This window comes from Pseudomonas sp. St386 (assembly GCF_018325865.1).
Taxonomy (GTDB): domain Bacteria; phylum Pseudomonadota; class Gammaproteobacteria; order Pseudomonadales; family Pseudomonadaceae; genus Aquipseudomonas; species Aquipseudomonas brassicacearum.
The window spans coordinates 4251425-4270636 of record NZ_AP021900.1; the positions used below are offsets into that span (position 1 = coordinate 4251425).

Genomic DNA, 19212 nt, shown 5'->3' on the forward strand with positions numbered 1-19212 from the left:
TCGCAGATAACCAGTTATTCGCAAATAACCTGTTAGAAACTCTGTTCAAGGACCGAACCATGACGTCGTACCCACACGGTCATTCCTTCGCCCAACCACCTCGCATCCTCTGGAACACAGTGCTCGTCGCTTTTGTTGCTGCCGTTGGCGTCTTACTGCTCAACGGTCCAAGTGTTCAAAACATCATCCTGGCTGTTGCCCTCCTGGCCGTTGGCGTCGGTGCTGGCGTATGGGGTGCGCGTTCGCAACGTCAGCAGTTCGACCGCGCCATCGCCGCCGCCATGGCCCGCCACGACCTGCAAGCCAGCGAGCACCTGGCCCATAAAACCAGCGAGCAACTCAACGAAGTCATTCTCGGTGCGATGCCGATCTGGGCCAAGCAGGTCGAAAGCTCCAGGCAGCAGACCGAAACCGCAATCGTCTCGCTGACCAGCCGCTTTACCGGCATTTCTTCGCGCCTGGAAGAGACCGTGCAAGCCTCGCAACTGGCCGCCGGTGAGTTGGCCGGCAGCAGCAGTGGCGGTGCCGTACAGGTGCTGGCCCAGAGCGAAAGTGAACTGGTCAAGGTCATCGATTCCCTGAAGGCCACCCAGGCCAGCCGCGATGAAACCCTTGCCCAGGTGCGCAACCTGACGGCCTATACCGGCGAGCTGCGGACCATGGCCGCCGATGTCGCGGCGATTGCCGCACAGACCAACCTGCTGGCCCTCAACGCCGCCATCGAAGCCGCCCGTGCCGGCGAGGCCGGGCGTGGGTTTGCCGTGGTGGCCGACGCCGTGCGCAGCCTCTCGAGCAAATCCAGCGAGACCGGCCAGCAGATGTCGGCCAAGGTCGACATCATCAACAACGCCATCACCCAACTGGTGCATGCCGCGTCCAGCGGCGCGGACCAGGACAGCCATTCGGTCAGTGCCTCCGAGCAAAGCATCCAGCAGGTGCTGGAGCGCTTCAAGAGTGTCACCGGCAGCTTGGCCGACTCGGCCGACATGCTGCAGCGCGAGAGCTTCGGCATCCGCGATGAACTCACCGAGGTGCTGGTCAGCCTGCAATTCCAGGATCGGGTCAGCCAGATCCTCAGCCACGTGCGCGACAACATCGAGGACCTGCATGTGCACATGCAGCAGGCCAGCCAGTCGCCCGAACAGGCTGTTTCCATCGACGCCCGCCAATGGCTGGCGCGCATGGAAACCACTTACGCCACCGACGAGCAACGCCGTAATCACCACGGCGACTCGGGCGCGCAACAGACTTCACAGGAAATTACCTTCTTTTAGGAGCGCCGTTCATGGCTAAAAGTGTATTGGTTGTCGACGACTCCGCGAGCGTTCGACAGGTGGTCGGCATCGCGTTGAAAAGTGCCGGCTATGACGTGATCGAAGCCAGCGATGGCAAGGACGCGCTGGGCAAGCTCAATGGCCAGAAAGTGCACCTGATCATCAGTGACGTGAACATGCCCAACATGGACGGCATCACCTTCGTCAAGGAGGTCAAGAAGCTGGCCAGCTACAAGTTCACGCCGATCATCATGCTCACCACCGAATCCCAGGAATCGAAGAAGCAGGAAGGCCAGGCCGCCGGAGCCAAGGCCTGGGTGGTCAAGCCGTTCCAGCCGGCGCAGATGCTGGCGGCGGTATCCAAGCTGATTCTTCCTTGATAGCCGGAGGCTCCCATGCCGTGGCAATACGAGACACACGATGACACCGCCCAGGTGCACATCGACGGCGAGCTGACGATCTACACCGCCGCCGACCTGGCCGCGCAATGGTTGCCGCACCTGGGCGCAACACCGCGAATGGCCCTCGATCTGTCGCAGATCACCGAGATGGACGGCGCCGGCCTGCAACTGCTGCTGATGGTACAGCGCGAGGCCGCCAAGGCCGGCACCCAACTGACATTGACGGGCCAAAGCAAGGCCGTCACGGAAACACTTGCCCTGTGCAACCTGGTTGCCTAGGGCTGTTGCAATACGTCGGACACGACAAAGGATATGAGCGTGAGCATCAATCTCGATCAGGCACAACAGACCTTCATCGTCGAGGCACGGGAACAGTTGCAGGCGATGGAAGAGTCGCTGCTGCAACTGGAAACCGACCCCGGCGACGATGACGCCATTGGCGCGATCTTCCGGGCGGCGCACACGATCAAGGGCTCGGCCGGGCTTTTCGGCCTGGAACCGATCGTCAGCTTCACCCATATCGTCGAAGACGTGCTCGATCGCCTGCGCAATGGCAGCGTCGAGGTGGACGCAGGCCTGATCGCGGTGCTGCTCAAGTCCAGCGATCACATGCTGGAACTGATCAACGTGGCCGCCAACCAGGGCGGAGCGCTGCCGCCACCGGCCCTGCAGCGGGAAGTGGAGCTGTGCCAGATCCTGCAGGAGTACCAGGCGCCCTCGCCCGCTGCGGCCCCGACATCTACCCCTGAAATCAACACCAGCGAACCCGGCGAAACGCGCCTCTGGCACATCTCCCTGCGCTTCGGCCAGGACGTGTTCCGCAACGGCATGGACCCGCTGTCGTTCCTGCGCTATCTGCAAACCCTGGGTGAAATCGTCGACCTCACCACCTTGACCGACGCCCTGCCCGCCGCCGATGCCTGGGACGCCGAATCCTGCTACCTGGGCTTCGACATCGAGTTTCGCTCGGCCGCCAGCCACGGCGCGATCAACGAAGTATTCGACTTCGTCCGGGAAGACTGCGTGATCGAGATCGTTGCCCTGGATAACGACATCGCCCCCCAGGCCAACACCGGCCTGGTTGCCACGTCGCCGGAACAGGTCGAGGAAAACACCGCCCTGGTCACCACCGGCGAGGTGTTGTCCGACCAACGCAAGACGCCGCGCGTGCCTGCCCAGATCGCCAGCGACAAACAAGCGGTGACCAGCGACAGCAAGGCCAAGGACGGCACCTACGTGCGGGTCAATGCCGACAAGCTCGACGAACTGATCAACCTGGTGGGCGAACTGGTCATCGCCAGCGCCGGTGCCAGCCTGCTGGCCCGCACCTGCAACAACGATCCGTTGCAGGAATCCACCTCGACGGTGTCGTCACTGGTGGAGGAAATCCTCGACGGCGCCCTGCGCCTGCGCATGATCCCCATCGGCGAAACCTTCAACCGCTTCCGTCGGGTGGTGCGCGATGTCAGCCAGGAGCTGGGCAAGGACATCGACCTGATCATCAGCGGTGCGGAGACCGAGCTGGACAAGACCGTGGTGGAAAAAATCGGCGACCCGCTCATGCACTTGCTGCGCAACGCCATGGACCACGGCATTGAAACCGCCGAGGCGCGCCTGGCCGCTGGCAAACCAGCCAAGGGGCACCTGCACCTCAACGCCTATCACGACTCGGGCAGCATCGTGCTGGAAATCGCCGACGACGGCGCCGGCCTGAACCGCGACCGGATCCTGGAAAAAGCCCAGGAACGTGGCCTGGTAACACCGGGCGCGAGCCCGACCGACCAGGAAATCTACAACCTGATTTTCGAACCTGGCTTCTCCACCGCCCAGGCCGTGACCAACCTTTCGGGGCGTGGCGTGGGCATGGACGTGGTCAAGCGCAACATCACCCTGCTGCGCGGCACCGTCGACCTGGACAGCCAGCCTGGCAAGGGCACCGTGGTCCGTATCCGCCTGCCGCTGACCCTGGCAATCATCAATGGTTTTCTGGTGGGCATCGGTCAATCGACCTATGTCATTCCGCTGGATATGGTCCAGGAATGCATCGAGCTGAGCGAAGACGATGGGCTCGCCAGCCGCGAACAAGGCTACCTCGACCTGCGCGGCGAGGTGCTGCCGCTGGTCTACCTGCGCGATCACTTCAGCCACGAAGGCCCGGCCGCGCGCCGGCAGAACGTGGTGGTGGTGCGCTACGCCGAACTCAAGGCCGGGCTGGTGGTGGATGACTTGCTGGGTGAATTCCAGACCGTGATCAAGCCGCTGGGCAAGCTGTTTGGTGCCCTTCGCGGCATCAGTGGCTCGACCATCCTGGGCAGTGGCGCCGTGGCGTTGATTCTCGACGTACCGGCGCTGCTCACCCAGATCGCCCAAGTGGAAAACCGCTACACACCGACTCAATTCCAACAAGCCAACGCTCGCTGACGCTTTAGCAATTCCATGGAGAGGTACTTCCCAATGAAATGGTTCTACGATCTTAGAATCGCCACCAAACTGATCACTTCATTTCTTGTGGTGCTGGCACTGACAGCCGTCATGGGTGTGTTCGCGATCATCCAACTGGGCGAAGTAAACAGCACCACGGTCGAGATCCGGGAAAACTGGATGCCGTCCATGCGTGCCGCCTCGGGCATGCGTTTCTACGGAGCGAACTATCGCCTCAAGGAAAACCGTCACATTACCGCCGACTCCGAACAGGAACGCGTGACTGTCGAGCAAGAAGCGGAAGAAGCCAGGAAGGGTTTTGAAACGCGCCTGGCGACCTATGAAAAATTGCTCTCCAATGCAGAAGACCGTCAACTGTTCGAAACCACCCGCAATGACTGGACCGCTTACCTCGCCGTGAGCAAGGACCTGTTTGCACTGTCCCGGCAAAACCTGACCGAGCAAGCCCACGCACTGCTCAAGGGCGAGTCCAAACGTCAATTCGATCTGGTGACCACTGATCTGCAAAAAATGGTGGAGCTCAATGATGTCGGAGCCGGCAAGGCCAGCGAGCGTGGCGCAGCGCTGTTTGAAAAATCGCGCCTGTCGATCATTGCCGTGCTGATTGCCGCCCTGCTGGTGGGCCTGGGCCTGGCGCTGTTCATCTCGCGCATCATCTCCCGCCCATTGAAACAGGCCGCGGCCGTCGCCGAACAATTGGCCGAAGGCAACTTGAACGCAAAAATCGAGGGCGGGTCCAAGGACGAAACCGGCATGGTGCTCAACGCCATGCAGAACATGGTGGGCAAGCTCTCGCACATCATCGGTGAAGTGCGTAACGCGGCGGACAACCTGGCCAGCGCCTCCGAAGAAGTCAGCGCCACCGCACAATCGATGAGCCAGGCCACCAGCGAGCAAGCGGCCAGCGTCGAAGAAACCAGTGCCTCCATCGAACAGATGAGCGCCAGCATCAACCAGAACACCGAGAACGCCAAGGTCACCGATGGCATGGCCAGCAAGGCTGCCAAGGAAGCCACCGACGGCGGCGAATCGGTGCAGCAGACCGTGGTGGCGATGAAGAAAATCGCCCAGCGCATCAGCATCATCGACGACATCGCCTACCAGACCAACCTGCTGGCGCTCAACGCCGCCATCGAGGCTGCCCGCGCCGGTGAACACGGCAAAGGCTTCGCGGTGGTCGCCGCCGAAGTGCGCAAGCTGGCCGAACGCAGCCAGGTGGCCGCCCAGGAAATCGGCGAGCTGTCGTCCAGCAGCGTCGACATGGCGGAAAAGGCCGGGAACCTGCTCAACGAGATGGTCCCTTCGATCAACAAGACCTCGGACCTGGTGCAGGAAATCAGCGCCGCCTCCGAAGAACAGGCCGCCGGTGTGGCGCAGATCAACACCGCCATGACCCAGCTCAACCAGGTGACCCAGCAAAACGCCTCCAGCAGCGAAGAACTGGCCGCCACCGCCGAGGAAATGAGCAGCCAGGCCGAGCAGCTGCAACAGGCCATGAGCTTCTTCACCCTGGACACGCCGCCCAAATCCGCCGTCCAGGTCGCTCGGGTCGACAACACCCCCGGCCCGTCCAGCCGCAAACCGGCCCGGACTCAGGCACCGGTCATGCCCAAGGCGTTTGCCTACAACATGGCCAGCGCCCCGGACGAATCGGAATTCACTCGGTTCTGATGGCCCGGTTCCACTGGCTTGCTTAAAGGAGAAAAAGCAATGGGCGCCATCGCGACCACACGTCAAACCGCCATCGCGGTCGAGGAAGAAGCGCAATACCTGACGTTTATGCTCGGCACGGAGATGTTTGCCATCGGCATCCTGTGCATCAAGGAAATCATCGAGTACGGCAACCTGACCGTGGTGCCGATGATGCCGGCCTTCGTGCGCGGGGTGATCAACCTGCGTGGCGCGGTCGTGCCGGTGGTGGACCTGTCGGCCCGTTTCGGCCGGCCGAATTCGGCGATCAGTCGCCGCAGCTGCGTGGTGATCATCGAGGCGGCCAGCGCCGACGGCCAGGCCCAGGACATTGGCCTGTTGGTGGACACGGTATCGGCGGTGCTGGAAATCCCGGCCTCGCAGATCGAGCCGCCACCGAGTTTCGGCGCGAAGATCCGTGCCGATTTCATCAGCGGCATGGCCAAGGTCGATGGCAAGTTCGTCATCGTGCTGGAGGTGGACCGTGTGCTGTCCATCGACGAGATGTCCCTACTCGCAGAAGCCAGCCCGAGCGCGCTGGAAGTGGATGCCCCGTGAACGCCGATACCTGCAAGGAACGCACGCTGAACGCACAGGCGCTCACTGACCGAGAGTTCGGCCAGTTCCAATCCTGGCTGTACCAGGCCGCCGGCATCAGCCTGTCCGAGGCCAAGAAAGCCCTGGTGGCCGGGCGTTTGTTCAAGCGCCTCAAGCACTATGGCTTGGACAGTTACGGCGAGTATTTCAAGCTGATCATGAACGGCCAGCGCACCGATGAGCTGCAGGTGGCGCTGGATCTGTTGACGACCAACGAGACCTACTTTTTCCGCGAGCCCAAGCATTTCGACTTCCTGCGCCAGCACGTGCTGCCCCATGCGACACCGGGCAAGACCTTTCGCTTGTGGAGCGCGGCCAGTTCATCGGGGGAAGAGCCCTACAGCCTGGCCATGACCCTGGCCGAAGGATTGGGCACCACACCCTGGGAAGTCATCGGTTCGGACATCAGCAGCCAGGTGCTGGCCAAGGCGCGCGCCGGGCATTACCCGATGGAACGTGCCCGCACCCTGCCCCATCCGCTGCTGGTGAAATATTGCCTCAAGGGCACCGGCAGCCAGCAAGGCACGTTCCTCATCGACCGGGCATTGCGCAACCGGGTCAACTTTATCCAGGTCAACCTCAACGACACCTTGCCGGATCTGGGGGAGTTCGATGTGATCTTCCTGCGCAACGTCATGATCTATTTCGACCAACCCACCAAAAGCAAAGTGGTTGCCCGCTTGTTCCCCCGGCTCAAGCCCGGCGGGTATTTCATCATCAGCCACTCGGAAAGCCTCAACGGTGTGTCCGATGCATTGAAACTGGTGGCGCCATCGATTTACCGCAAACCATGAACGCCGCCATCAGGGAAGTGGCCGAGGTGTACCTGGCGCCTGGGGAGTTTCGCTTCGCCACCTGCCCGACCCGCCTGCGCACGATCCTCGGCTCTTGCGTGGCGATCACGCTGTGGCATCCGGAACGCAGGATCGGCGCCATGTGCCACTTCATGCTGCCCAGTCGGGTGCGCTGCTCCACCGCACTGAACGGCCTCTATGCCGACGAAGCCATCGAACTGTTCATCCACCAGGCCCGGGCCCACCACACCGAACCCGAGGACTACCAACTCAAGCTGTTCGGCGGCGGCGAGATGTTCCCCGAGCTGCAACGCCACGTGCCCTACGGCGATGTGGCGCGGCTGAACGTCAACGCCGCGCTGGAAATGGCCGCCCTCTATCGCCTCGACCTGATCGCCCAGGACATGGGCAGCACTGGCCACCGCAGCATCATCTTCGACCTTTGCAGCGGCGATGTGTGGGTCAGGCACCAACCTATAAGGACCCGGCACTGACTATGTCAAAAAAGATCAATGTACTGCTGGTGGATGACTCTGCCGTGGTTCGCCAGGTGTTGCTGGCGATCCTCAGCGACACACCGGACATCCACGTCATGGGCGCGGCGTCCGACCCGATTTTCGCCATGGACAAACTGGCCAAGGAATGGCCCGACGTGATCGTGCTGGACGTGGAAATGCCGCGCATGGACGGCATCACGTTCCTGAAGAAAATCATGAGCGAGCGCCCCACTCCGGTGGTGATCTGCTCGTCCCTGACACCCCGGGGCGCGGAAACCACCTTGCAGGCGATGGCCGCTGGTGCGGTGGAGATCATCACCAAGCCCACCACCGGCCTGAAGAACTTTCTGTTGGAGTCGGCGCCGGAGCTGGTGTCGGCGATCCGTGCCGCCGCCCAGGTCAACGTGCGCAACCTGGGCAAGCGCCCCGCCCCGATCGCGCTGACACCCGCGACCAAACTCACCGCCGACGCCATGTTGCCCGCCGCCAACGGCCACGCCATGGCGCAGACCACCGAACGCATCGTCGCCCTGGGCACCTCCACCGGCGGCACGCAGGCCCTGGAAGCGGTGCTCACCGCCCTGCCGCGAGTGTGCCCGGGCATCGTCATCGTCCAGCACATGCCGGAAAAATTCACCGCCTCGTTTGCCGCCCGGCTCAACAGCCTGTGCCAGATCGAAGTGCGCGAGGCCCGCAACAACGACCGTATCCACCCGGGCCTGGCGCTCATCGCACCAGGCGGCAAACACATGATGGTGACCCGCAGCGGCGCGTTCTATCACGTGCAGGTGGTGGACGGCCCGCTGGTCAACCGCCACCGCCCTTCGGTGGATGTGCTGTTCCGCTCCGTGGCCAAATTCGCCGGCCGCAACGCCACCGGCATCATCATGACCGGCATGGGCGACGACGGCGCCCGCGGCCTGAAGGAAATGCTCGACGCCGGCAGCACCACCGTGGCCCAGGACGAAGCCAGTTGCGTAGTCTTCGGCATGCCCAAGGAAGCGATCAAACTCAACGCCGCACAACGGGTGATGGGGTTGCAGGAGATTGCGCAGGTGATTCTGCATCGGTAACAACGACCGTCCCTACAGCGGAGCTTGATCTGGTGAACGATCGTTCCTCACGCTCCGCGTGGGAACGCCGCCAGGGACGCTCTGCGTTCCGCTTCTGGAAGGTGACGCAGAGCGTCACGGGATGCATGCCCACGCAGAGCGTGGGAACGATCAGGTGGCGGGGCGGTGAACGATCGTTCCTCACGCTCCGCGTGGGAATGCCGCCAGGGACGCTCCGCGTTCCGCTTCTGGAAGGTGACGCAGAGCGTCACGGGATGCATGCCCACGCAGAGCGTGGGAGCGATCAGGTTGCGGTGGCGGTGAACGATCGTTCCTCACGCTCCGCGTGGGAACGCCGCCAGGGACGCTCTGCGTTCCGCTTCTGGAAGGTGACGCAGAGCGTCACGGGATGCATGCCCACGCAGAGCGTGGGAACGATCAGGTGGCGGGGCGGTGAACGATCGTTCCTCACGCTCCGCGTGGGAACGCCGCCAGGGACGCTCTGCGTTCCGCTTCTGGAAGGTGACGCAGAGCGTCACGGGATGCATGCCCACGCAGAGCGTGGGAGCGATCAGGTAGCGGTGGCGGTGAACGATCGTTCCTCACGCTCCGCGTGGGAACGCCGCCAGGGACGCTCTGCGTTCCGCTTCTGGAAGGTGACGCAGAGCGTCACGGGATGCATGCCCACGCAGAGCGTGGGAGCGATCAGGTTGCGGTGGCGGTGAACGATCGTTCCTCACGCTCCGCGTGGGAACGCCGCCAGGGACGCTCTGCGTTCCGCTTCTGGAAGGTGACGCAGAGCGTCACGGGATGCATGCCCACGCAGAGCGTGGGAGCGATCAGGTTGCGGTGGCGGTGAACGATCGTTCCTCACGCTCCGCGTGGGAACGCCGCCAGGGACGCTCTGCGTTCCGCTTCTGGAAGGTGACGCAGAGCGTCACGGGATGCATGCCCACGCAGAGCGTGGGAACGATCAGGTGGCGGGGCGGTGAACGATCGTTCCTCACGCTCCGCGTGGGAACGCCGCCAGGGACGCTCTGCGTTCCGCTTCTGGAAGGTGACGCAGAGCGTCACGGGATGCATGCCCACGCAGAGCGTGGGAGCGATCAGGTTGCGGTGGCGGTGAACGATCGTTCCTCACGCTCCGCGTGGGAACGCCGCCAGGGACGCTCTGCGTTCCGCTTCTGGCGGAGGGCAGTGAACGCCGCGGTCAATACCATCGCTGAATCTCAATCAACCCTTCCATCCCCGCATAATTGCGTGCACTGGAGTAGCGCCAATGCTCCGGTAACTCCACGTACCCACGCTTCACTGGGTTGAAATGGATGTAATCCAGTTTCTGGCGCATGACCGCTTCGCTATGGATTTGCTCCGCATGTGAGCCTTCTTGCCAGAGCTGATAGACCCTGTCCTGCTTATGTGCTCGCTTGCTGAACCGCAGGCGTTGCAATGCCCGCGCAGCGCCCTTGCTCTGTAGGTCGTTGATGATCTGGCGCGCCGTAAAGGATTTGAACTGACGCAAGCACTTGCCCAGATTCGGCGCTTGGGCAACGAAATGCAGATGGTTTTCAAGAACGACATAACCGAACAACTGCAAGTTTTGATGGGTTTGCTGATAGCGCCAGCACCCAAGCAGGTGATCAACGAGATAGGGCCGTATGAACAGCGGCAACCACTCCATCAATGTGCAGGTGAGAAAGTGGGGTTTTTCGGGTTCGGTAATGACGTAGCGGCTCCGGCCCATGGGATGCCTTCCTTTGCGGCGTGAGGAACAACTATGTTGCCGGCTTGGAGCCATTTGCGGATAGACGAACAGGGCTCGGAGCATGTGGGAATGGTCGGAAAGAACTCGATGATCGTTCCCGCGCTCTGCGTGGGAATGCAGCCTGGGATGCTCTGCGTCCCTTCAAGAGCCGAACGCGGAGCGTCCGTGGAGGCATTCCCACGCAGAGCGTGGGAACGATCAATGAAATCGCTCTCCGCAGGCTTTCCAGCAGCCGTTGCCTATACAGGCGAAATCGTCGCCAGCACGCCGATCAAAATAGTCAGCGCCAAAAACCCACCTAAAAAAATCGCCATCTTCGCCATGAGCACTCCTGGACCAAAAAATTGCAGTACACGGGCCGTCCGATAGGCAAACCGCGTGTTTATTCTGGGGTGGGGGCCGGGTTCATTACAGAGGCTCCTGACGCAGGAAAATACGGATCAGACGAACGCCCGCCCGCCCCCGTCGCGCAACTTTCAATAAGCGACAGATACGGCGAAGTTCTTTCACCGAAGGGGAGCGGATATACCAAAGTATATTTTCATGTCCCAAGTCAGCGTGGTCATCGGCCCAGGCAGCACTTAATCTTGCCGGGCATTTAACGCCCCCGTTCAAGTGCGCTTCAACTTCATGACATCCAATGATCGCAAGTGTGGTCGCAGCTCTGGCTTTGCACAGTAAATAGAGGTGATCCATGCGCCCTTCTTTCCTTGCACCTGTATTGACGCCCTTCAAAAACCGGGAACAACTTCCTGCTAGTTCCTGGCGGGCCGATATAGCGCTGCTGGGCCTCCTGTTGCTCTTGGCTGCCTTTGTCTTCCATGGCCTGGATCAAATGAACCAGCCCCTCGGCGTGCTTGATGCTTCACCGCTGTCCCTTGATCTGGTGCACCTGCCGGAATATACCTTGCGCACGACTTTGCGCATGTTCATCGCCTTGTTCGCTTCGTTTGTTTTTTCCTTGGTCGTCGCCACGTTGGCTGCCAAAAGCCGCAAGGCTGCAATCGTTATCCTGCCCGCCTTGGATATTCTCCAATCCGTGCCAGTCCTTGGCTTTCTTACGTTTACCGTTGTGTTCTTCATGGGACTTTTCCCGGGCAAGGAAACCGGCGTGGAGTGCGCGGCCATCTTCGCCATCTTCACCAGTCAAGTCTGGAACATGACCTTCAGTTTCTATCAATCGCTGAGAACCGTGCCCAACGATCTTTACGAGGTCAGCCGACAGTTCGCGTTTTCGCCATGGCAACGCTTCATCAGGCTGGAGTTGCCCTTCGCCACGCCGGGCCTGGTGTGGAACATGATGATGTCGATGTCCGGCGGCTGGTTTTTCGTGGTCGCTTCCGAGGCCATCACCGTCGGCGACACCACCGTCAGCCTGCCGGGGATCGGTTCATGGCTGGCGCTGGCAATCGAGCAGCAAAACATCGCCGCGATTGCATGGGCGGTACTGGCCATGGTCGCGGTGATCATTGCTTATGACCTGCTGTTTTTCCGGCCTATCGTCGCCTGGGCGGACAAATTCCGCTTCGAGCAGACCGCCTCCCAGAAACGCCCACGGTCCAGGGTCTACGACCTGCTGCGCTCGACTCGCCTGGTGCCCTTGGTGCTGCTGGCGCTGGGCAGCATCAAGGCCTCGCTATTCCTGGAGAAGCTCCCCGGCTGCCGTCCATCCGCTTCAAGACCAGTGCCCGCGTCAGCCGCACAGCCGACCGGGTCTGGCTCGCCCTGGTCGCCGCTGCCTGCATCGCCGGCATCCTGCAGTTGTCGCGGTTCATCGGCAGCACTTTAGGTTGGGAGGACGTCGCCAGTACGTTTGGCCTGGGCCTGATCACCCTGGTGCGCGTCAGCGTACTCATCGTGCTGGCCAGCGTGGTGTGGGTGCCCATCGGCGTCTGGACCGGCTTGAACCCGCGCTGGGCCGAGCGCCTGCAACCCATCGCGCAGTTACTGGCAGCCTTCCCGGCCAACGTGCTATTTCCGTTCGCGGTGATCGCCATCGTCGCCCTGAAACTCAACCCCGATGTCTGGCTTTCGCCGCTGATGATCCTGGGCACCCAGTGGTACATCCTGTTCAACGTGATTGCCGGTGCCAGCGCCCTGCCGACCGATTTGCGCGAGGCGGCGCGCAGCTTCCACATACGCGGCTGGCAGTGGTGGCGCCAGGTCGCGCTGCCGGGCGTCTTCCCTTACTACGTCACCGGCGCCCTCACGGCAGCGGGCGGCTCATGGAACGCCAGCATCGTCGCCGAGGCGGTGTCCTGGGGCGACCACCATTTGTACGCGTCCGGCTTGGGCTCCTTCATCGCCCAGGCGACCACGGCCGGGGATCTGCAACGAGTGGCGCTGGGCGTTGTGGTCATGTCGATTTTCGTGGTGGGTTTCAACCGGTTGCTGTGGCGCCCGCTGTACGGTTTCGCCGAGCGTCGGCTTCGAATTGATTGAGGGGTGATCCAATGCAAGTGATGGACAAACGCTGCCTCGTGGATGTGCAGCAAGTCGGCCACGTCTACGGCACGGCGGGCGGCGCCGAGCGCCGGGTTCTGGACAATGTCTGCATGCGTCTGGACGAGGGCGAAATCGTCGGTCTGCTCGGGCGCTCGGGCTCCGGCAAATCGACCTTGTTGCGCTCCATAGCCGGCCTGATTTCGCCCACCTCCGGCGTGGTGGATTTTCCAAGCAATGCCCAAGGGCTGGCGAGCTCGGTGCGCATGGTGTTCCAGAGCTTCGCCCTGTTCCCCTGGCTGACGGTGCTGCAAAACGTCGAGGTCGGCCTCGAGGCCCTCGGCGTGGCGGCACCTGAGCGGCGTCGGCGCGCGCTGGCCGCCATCGACATGATCGGCCTCGATGGTTTCGAAAGTGCCTTCCCCAAAGAGCTATCGGGCGGCATGCGCCAGCGCGTTGGCCTGGCCCGCGCGTTGGTGGTCAATCCGGATGTGTTGTTGATGGACGAACCGTTTTCCGCGCTGGACGTGCTGACCGCCGAAACGCTGCGCACCGACCTGCTGGATTTGTGGCGTGAGGGGCGCATGCCGATCCGGTCGATCCTGATGGTCACCCACAACATCGAAGAAGCCGTGCTGATGTGTGATCGGATTCTGATTTTCTCCTCCAACCCGGGGCGGGTCATGAGCGAGATCAGCGTGGACCTCAGCCAGCCGCGCAATCGTGCCGACCCGGCGTTCCAAGCCCTGGTCGAACACATTTACGTGCAGATGGCCGGGGGCGCGAATGTCGGCTCCGCACGCCAGGAAACCTTTGCCGGCAGCGGCGTGGGCATGGTCCTGCCGTCGATCTCCAGCAATGCCCTGGCCGGGCTGATCGAAGCGGTGCAGGACCAGCCGTTTGCCGGCCAAGCAGATCTGCGCGAACTCGCCAGTGCATTGCGCTACACCGCCAGTGACCTTTTGCCGGTCGCCGAGGTGCTGCAACTCATGCGCCTGGCCGACCTGCAGGACGGCCACATTACCCTCCTGCCGGCCGGGCAGCGCTATGCCGAGTCGGCGGTGGATGAGCGCAAGCAACTGTTTGCCAAGCACCTGCTCAAATATGTCCCGTTGGTGGGGCATGTGCGCCGGGTGCTGGACGACCGCCCTACCCGCACCGCACCGGCCAGGCGTTTCCGTGACCAACTGGAAGATTTCATGTCCGAGCACGACGCTGCCATTACGCTGGACTGTGTCACGCAATGGGGCCGCTACGCCGAGTTGTTCGCCTACGACGAAGTGGCCGATCAGTTCAGCCTGGACAATCCATCCTGAGACGCTGCGGTATAAACTGCGTGGATCAGGCCTGGTCGTTGGAGCAATGCGCGATGGACATTCAATGAGAAGAACGGCGTTGACCCTGCGTCTACTGCTCCTGCTGGGATTGGCCCTGGGCATCGCGGCGATCGACACCGTCACCGACCTGGAAATCGCGGTCGGGGTCTTCCAGATCGTGGTGGTGCTGATCGCCGTGAGAATCCTGCCAGCGCGCGCCGTGGCTGGGGTCTCGGTCATCTGCATGGTCCTGACGATTCTCAGCTATCGCTTCACTCGTTTTGGCGACACAGAGGCCGGGCAGATCAACGTGCTGATCAGCCTCGCGGCCATCGCCGGCACCACGTACCTGGCGTTGCGTCTCTCGGCCGCCGTGCGCACGGTGCATCAGACCCGCGCCCACCTGGCGCACATCGCCCGCATCAACATGCTCGGCGAACTCGCCGCCTCGATTGCCCACGAAGTCAACCAGCCCCTGGCCGCCGTTGCCGCCAGCGGCAGTGCCAGCCTGCGCTGGATGGCCACCGAGCCGCCCAACCTGCCCAAGGCCCGGCAGGCGGTAGAGCGGATCATCGCCGACACCCATCGGGCCAGCGACATCATTGCAAGGTTGCGCGGTATGGCCCGGCATCAAGCGCCGACGAAGCAATGGCTGAACGTCGCCGACACGGTCCATGCCGCGCTGCGATTGTTGGCCGGCGAACTGAACGAGCAGAACATCACCTTGCGCGTACAGGTCCAGGAAGGCCTGCCGCCGATGCTGGCGGATGAAGTACAAATCCAGCAAGTGCTCCTGAACCTGGCGATGAACGCGCTCGACGCCATGCGCCAGGTTGACGTCGACCAGCGGATTCTGCAGGTTCATGTGACGCTTGAGTCGCCCCAGCAACTGCTCTTTTCGGTGTCCGACCAGGGCAACGGCTTGTCGGCAAGCGACCGGGAACGGGTGTTCGACGCCTTCTACAGCACCAAGCAGGACGGCATGGGGATGGGGTTGGCCATCAGCCGCTCGATCATCGAGGCCCATGACGGGCGAATCTGGGCCGCCAGTAATCCGCAGTCCGGCTCGACGTTTCACTTCACCCTGCCAGCCGTTACAAGGGAATCCGATGAGCCAAACTGACATTCATGACCAGGTCGATTCGATGATCTACATCGTCGACGACGACCACTCGGTGCGTGCCTCACTGCAAGACCTGCTGGCCTCCGTGGGCCTGGCAAGCATGGCATTCGGCTCGGCCCGTGAGTTCATCGACGCCCAACGGCCGGACGTGCCGGCGTGCCTGATTCTGGATGTGCGCATGCCGGGCTTGAATGGGCTGGACTTCCAGCAGGAAATGGCCCGCTTGAACATCCTGGTCCCGGTGGTGTTCATCACCGCCCATGGCGACATTCCCATGTCCGTCAAAGCCATGAAGGCCGGGGCGCTGGAGTTCCTGACCAAGCCATTTCGCGAACAGGACCTGCTCGATGCCATCACCCAGGGCCTGAACCGCGATCAGGAACGGCGCAAGGCCGCAGCGAGCATGGACGCGTTGAAACGCCGGCATGACACCCTGACTGACGGCGAACGCGAGGTGATGGAACTGGTCGTGTCAGGGCTGCTGAACAAGCAGGTGGCCGGCCAACTGGGTTTGAGCGAAGTGACCGTGAAAGTGCGCCGCGGGTCGTTGATGCGCAAGATGAATGCGGACTCGTTGGCAACACTGGTGAAGATGTCGGAAAAACTCAAGGAAGCAGATCGCTAGCGGCCCATGATCACGGCTATCATTGCCGCTCGCCCTGTTGACGGGCGATGTCGCAGCCCCTCAAGGACTCAGGTATGAACCTTCTGCCGTCACGCTCCACCCTCTTCGTCTCCAGCCTTTTGCTCAGCTCGCTGTGCTTCGCCGAAGGCGAGCCAACCGACGGCAGCCTCATCAAGGACTCAACCAAAGCAGCCGTCTCAACGTTCATTACCGCCGGCAAGAACCTGCTCGGCGGCGTCAGTGAAGGCGTGCTCGATGGCCGCGAATCGGCCCAAGGCACCGATGGCGCCGCGATCATTTCCTCCAGCGAGCAAATGAAAGACCGCATCGCCGTTGAAGTGCTGAAGCTCGAGCCCAGCGACGACAACGTCAGCATCACCCTCGGCTTCAAGAACAGCACCGACACCCAACTGCGCGTGGTCAACCTCGGCCAGACCGGCGTGCTGCTGGCCATCGACCAGGCGGGCTACTCCAACCGCCTCACCGGCCTGGACAACCCGGATGAAGTCACCATTCCGCCGAAGACTGCCGTGCGGCAGAAGTTTGTTTTTGAAGGCATGAACGAAGCGGTCAGCACGGTACGGGTGTGGGGGCAGGATTATCCGGTCAAGAAATAATGCACCCGCTCGTTCGGACGATCGTTCCCACGCTCCCGCGTGGGCATGCATCCCGTGACGCTCTGCGTCACCCTCCAGAAGCGGAACGCGGAGCGTCCCTGGCGACATTCCCACGCGGAGCGTGAGGAACGATCGTTCAAAGTTGTAGGCATAACGCAACCTGTGGCGAGGGGATTTATCCCCGCTGGGCTGCGCAGCAGCCCCAAAAAACCGCGCAGCAGAACACAGGATTCATTGATAAACCCCAAGCTCAACCCGGGTCAGGTAATCCTCTACTAACTTGAAACCCTGCGCATTATCGATCAGCTCCAATGGCACCTGACCGTCCAGGTACGTACAGGGCTTCCTCAACCAGTCTTCAGCCAACCGCTGGCTGCCGAAAACATTGGCGGCGTGTTCCAAGGCCTTGGCGTATGGGGCTCCAGGCATCGATCTGTCCTCACGATATAAAACCAAGCTGAGCGCGCCGGATGCCACGCTGAGCACTGAGACAATCCAGATCGTAAGGCTGGTACTTCCGAAGGCCAACCCTAAAAAGTTGTCAGAGACTTCTGTGATTTATCCCAAAGCGATCGCCTGTCTGTAGGACGGGGGTTCCATGGCACTCCGTGTGGCGACAACATCCAACGTCATTGCCTACACCCACAACAGAATCAACCGACTTTTGCCCCACTCCCCGGCTCAAACCTCAACGCCAGCACGCTCACCAACACAATCACCGCCCCCACAATAACCATCGCTGACGGGCGCTCAGCCAGCACCAAAGAAGCCATCAACATCGCCGTGGGCGGTATCAGGTAAAGCGCCATGGAAGCGCGGCTCACGTTGCTGTGCGCCAGCACGTAAGCCCAAGCAAGGTACGCCAACGCGCTGGGAAAAATACCCAGAACCAACACCGCCAGATTCACCGAAGCCGAAGCCTGTCGCGCCGCACTCAACATCCCCGGCGCAAAAATGAACAACAGAATCGTGCCCGACCAAACGGTGTAACAAACCAGGGTCAAACCGTCATAACGATGGGCATGGCGCTTCTGCAAAACGAAATACAAACTCCAGGACAGCGCAGCCAACAGGATCAAGAGCCCATGGGCGTCCATGTCACCCAGGCCACGATCCCCCGCGACCACCACGCCAGCGCCAAGCAAGCCGCACAGCACACACCCCCACTGCCAACCGCTGACTCTGTCCTTGAAGACAAAATGCGCCAGTAACGTGCTGAACAACGGCGTGGACTGGGCCAGCACACTGGCCGCCCCGGCGCTGACGCCCCGCTGACCGTAATTGAGGGCGATGTGGTGCAAGCTAACGGCAAAGAAACCCAACACCATCAGCAACGGCAAATCCCTGAGACGCGGCCAGGAAATACCCCTCACCATCGCCACAAGGGCCATGAACACCGAGGCGATGAGAAACCGCACCAACGCCAATTGACCCGGCTCATAAGCCTGCAAGCCAATGCGGATACCAATCGGTGAATAAGCCCAGCAAACGATCACCAACAGCGTCGCCAGGATAACCTTCACACCGGTTTTGCCGGAGGAACCTTCAACCAGCGCAAAACGCGTTTCCATCTAGAGTTCCTGCTCACTGGCCGATTTGCCTCGAAGTATCGAAACCACCCCACCTCAGCACAAGTGACTTAAACTCAGTCAACCATTCACTTTTGGTGAGCTATGGAACTGTCCCAACTGCGCATGCTCAAGACGGTCTGCGACACCGGCAGCATCGCCCGCGCCGCCGAAGTGCTGCACTGCGTGCCGTCCAACATCACCGCGCGCCTCAAGTCCCTGGAACGGGAACTCGGCACGCCGCTGTTTTTCCGCGAAGGTCGCGGGCTGCAGGTCAGCCCGGCAGGCGAATTGTTTCTGGAGTACGCGATCAAAATACTGAGCCTGACGGAAGAGGCCCGCCGCGCAGTCGCCCCCACCCGCGCACCGAGTGGCCCACTGCGCATAGGCGCGATCGAGTCCAGCGCCACCGGACGCCTGCCTCAGTTGCTCGCCAAATACCACGCGCAGTATCCGCAAGTGTCACTGGAACTGAGCACCGGCACCTGGGCGCAGCTGCTGGACGATATCCAACATCACCGGCTTGATGGCGTGATCGTAGCGGTGGACATCGAACGGCCTGGGCTCAAGCGAGCCGTGATGTACCGCGAAGACCTGGTGCTCATCGCCTCCGAGTCTCACGGCCCGCTGCGCAGCGCCGCCGATTTGCAAGGCAAGGCAATCTTCATGTGGCCCACGGGCTGTCCGTACCGCTTGGCGCTGGAGCAGTGGCTGCTGCGTCATGACCAAGTGCAACCGATCATCAGCATTGCCAGTTATGGCGCCATCGTTGGCTGTGTCAGCGCTGGCGCAGGCGTCTCGCTGGTGCCCCGGGGATCTATGAGCAATACCGCCAGGGGGCTGGTTGGACGGGGTATGAATTTCCCGAGCTGACGGGGATTGATAACGTTTTTTACTGGCATGAAAACGCTGGCCGGCATCCTGCCAGAGAGGCGTTTCTGGCGATGCTGCAAACGGAGTTCGAAGGCTAGGTGTAGCACGCTCCCCTGTGGCGAGGGAGCTTGCTCCCG

General features: G+C 61.8%; 16 protein-coding genes and 3 pseudogenes. 15 read left to right on the forward strand and 4 right to left on the reverse strand.

Features of this window, described 5'->3' with window-relative positions; all coding sequences use genetic code 11:
• Nucleotides 1–59 precede the first annotated feature (59 nt).
• Genes KI235_RS18575 through KI235_RS18615 form a run of 9 tightly spaced genes read left to right on the forward strand, consistent with a single transcriptional unit; the run spans nt 60 to nt 8767 of the window.
• Nucleotides 60–1274, forward strand: coding sequence for a methyl-accepting chemotaxis protein (locus tag KI235_RS18575; RefSeq protein ID WP_003203042.1), 1215 nt, complete (start codon nt 60–62; stop codon nt 1272–1274).
• Nucleotides 1275–1285: 11 nt separating this feature from the next.
• Entirely contained in the window at nt 1286–1654 is a 369-nt protein-coding gene (locus KI235_RS18580) for a response regulator (protein WP_003203044.1), read from the forward strand.
• 15 nt (nt 1655–1669) lie between these two features.
• Nucleotides 1670–1954, forward strand: a complete 285-nt coding sequence (locus KI235_RS18585) for an STAS domain-containing protein (protein ID WP_003203046.1) — start codon at nt 1670–1672, stop codon at nt 1952–1954.
• Between the two features lie 39 nt (nt 1955–1993).
• Entirely contained in the window at nt 1994–4096 is a 2103-nt protein-coding gene (locus tag KI235_RS18590) for a chemotaxis protein CheA (protein WP_212795222.1), read from the forward strand.
• Nucleotides 4097–4129: 33 nt separating this feature from the next.
• Nucleotides 4130–5788, forward strand: a complete 1659-nt coding sequence (locus KI235_RS18595) for a methyl-accepting chemotaxis protein (RefSeq protein WP_003203049.1) — start codon at nt 4130–4132, stop codon at nt 5786–5788.
• Nucleotides 5789–5827: 39 nt separating this feature from the next.
• Nucleotides 5828–6364 (forward strand): chemotaxis protein CheW, encoded by a 537-nt coding sequence (locus tag KI235_RS18600; RefSeq protein ID WP_003203051.1) that lies wholly within the window; start codon nt 5828–5830, stop codon nt 6362–6364.
• Entirely contained in the window at nt 6361–7197 is an 837-nt protein-coding gene (locus KI235_RS18605) for a protein-glutamate O-methyltransferase CheR (protein WP_003203053.1), read from the forward strand. The genes KI235_RS18600 and KI235_RS18605 overlap by 4 nt, the downstream gene beginning before the upstream one ends.
• Complete coding sequence (cheD, locus tag KI235_RS18610) at nt 7194–7691, forward strand: chemoreceptor glutamine deamidase CheD (RefSeq protein ID WP_003203055.1); 498 nt, start codon at nt 7194–7196, stop codon at nt 7689–7691. Before KI235_RS18605 ends, cheD begins: the two co-directional genes overlap by 4 nt.
• 2 nt (nt 7692–7693) lie before the next feature.
• On the forward strand, nt 7694–8767 hold the full coding sequence (locus tag KI235_RS18615; protein WP_003203057.1) for a chemotaxis response regulator protein-glutamate methylesterase: 1074 nt from the start codon (nt 7694–7696) through the stop codon (nt 8765–8767).
• A 1189-nt stretch (nt 8768–9956) separates the two neighbouring features.
• Here KI235_RS18615 and KI235_RS18620 read toward each other — a convergent pair.
• Together KI235_RS18620 and KI235_RS18625 are read right to left on the reverse strand one after the other, a co-directional pair.
• The gene (locus tag KI235_RS18620) at nt 9957–10490 is read right to left on the reverse strand and encodes a hypothetical protein (protein WP_003203062.1); all 534 of its coding nucleotides are present in this window, start codon (nt 10488–10490) and stop codon (nt 9957–9959) included.
• A 429-nt stretch (nt 10491–10919) separates the two neighbouring features.
• Complete coding sequence (locus tag KI235_RS18625; protein ID WP_212795223.1) at nt 10920–11207, reverse strand: hypothetical protein; 288 nt, start codon at nt 11205–11207, stop codon at nt 10920–10922.
• Here KI235_RS18625 and KI235_RS18630 point away from each other — a divergent pair.
• The 5 genes and pseudogenes from KI235_RS18630 to KI235_RS18650 all read left to right on the forward strand — a co-directional run bounded on the left by KI235_RS18630 (nt 11206) and on the right by KI235_RS18650 (nt 16634).
• Nucleotides 11206–12953, forward strand: a pseudogene (locus KI235_RS18630) (ABC transporter permease subunit). The gene KI235_RS18625 and the pseudogene KI235_RS18630 overlap by 2 nt on opposite strands.
• 11 nt (nt 12954–12964) lie before the next feature.
• Nucleotides 12965–14269 (forward strand): nitrate/sulfonate/bicarbonate ABC transporter ATP-binding protein, encoded by a 1305-nt coding sequence (locus KI235_RS18635; protein ID WP_212795224.1) that lies wholly within the window; start codon nt 12965–12967, stop codon nt 14267–14269.
• Between the two features lie 64 nt (nt 14270–14333).
• Complete coding sequence (locus KI235_RS18640; RefSeq protein WP_244864256.1) at nt 14334–15392, forward strand: sensor histidine kinase; 1059 nt, start codon at nt 14334–14336, stop codon at nt 15390–15392.
• Nucleotides 15379–16017, forward strand: coding sequence for a response regulator (locus KI235_RS18645; RefSeq protein WP_038855955.1), 639 nt, complete (start codon nt 15379–15381; stop codon nt 16015–16017). The genes KI235_RS18640 and KI235_RS18645 overlap by 14 nt, the downstream gene beginning before the upstream one ends.
• A gap of 74 nt (nt 16018–16091) precedes the next feature.
• Nucleotides 16092–16634, forward strand: a complete 543-nt coding sequence (locus KI235_RS18650) for a hypothetical protein (protein ID WP_003203076.1) — start codon at nt 16092–16094, stop codon at nt 16632–16634.
• 231 nt (nt 16635–16865) lie between these two features.
• Here KI235_RS18650 and KI235_RS18655 read toward each other — a convergent pair.
• Nucleotides 16866–17048: pseudogene (locus KI235_RS18655) on the reverse strand (MbcA/ParS/Xre antitoxin family protein); the annotation flags it as partial.
• Between the two features lie 239 nt (nt 17049–17287).
• Nucleotides 17288–18205 (reverse strand): DMT family transporter, encoded by a 918-nt coding sequence (locus KI235_RS18660; protein WP_212795226.1) that lies wholly within the window; start codon nt 18203–18205, stop codon nt 17288–17290.
• Nucleotides 18206–18307: 102 nt separating this feature from the next.
• Here KI235_RS18660 and KI235_RS18665 point away from each other — a divergent pair.
• Nucleotides 18308–19173: pseudogene (locus KI235_RS18665) on the forward strand (LysR substrate-binding domain-containing protein).
• Nucleotides 19174–19212: the final 39 nt, after the last annotated feature.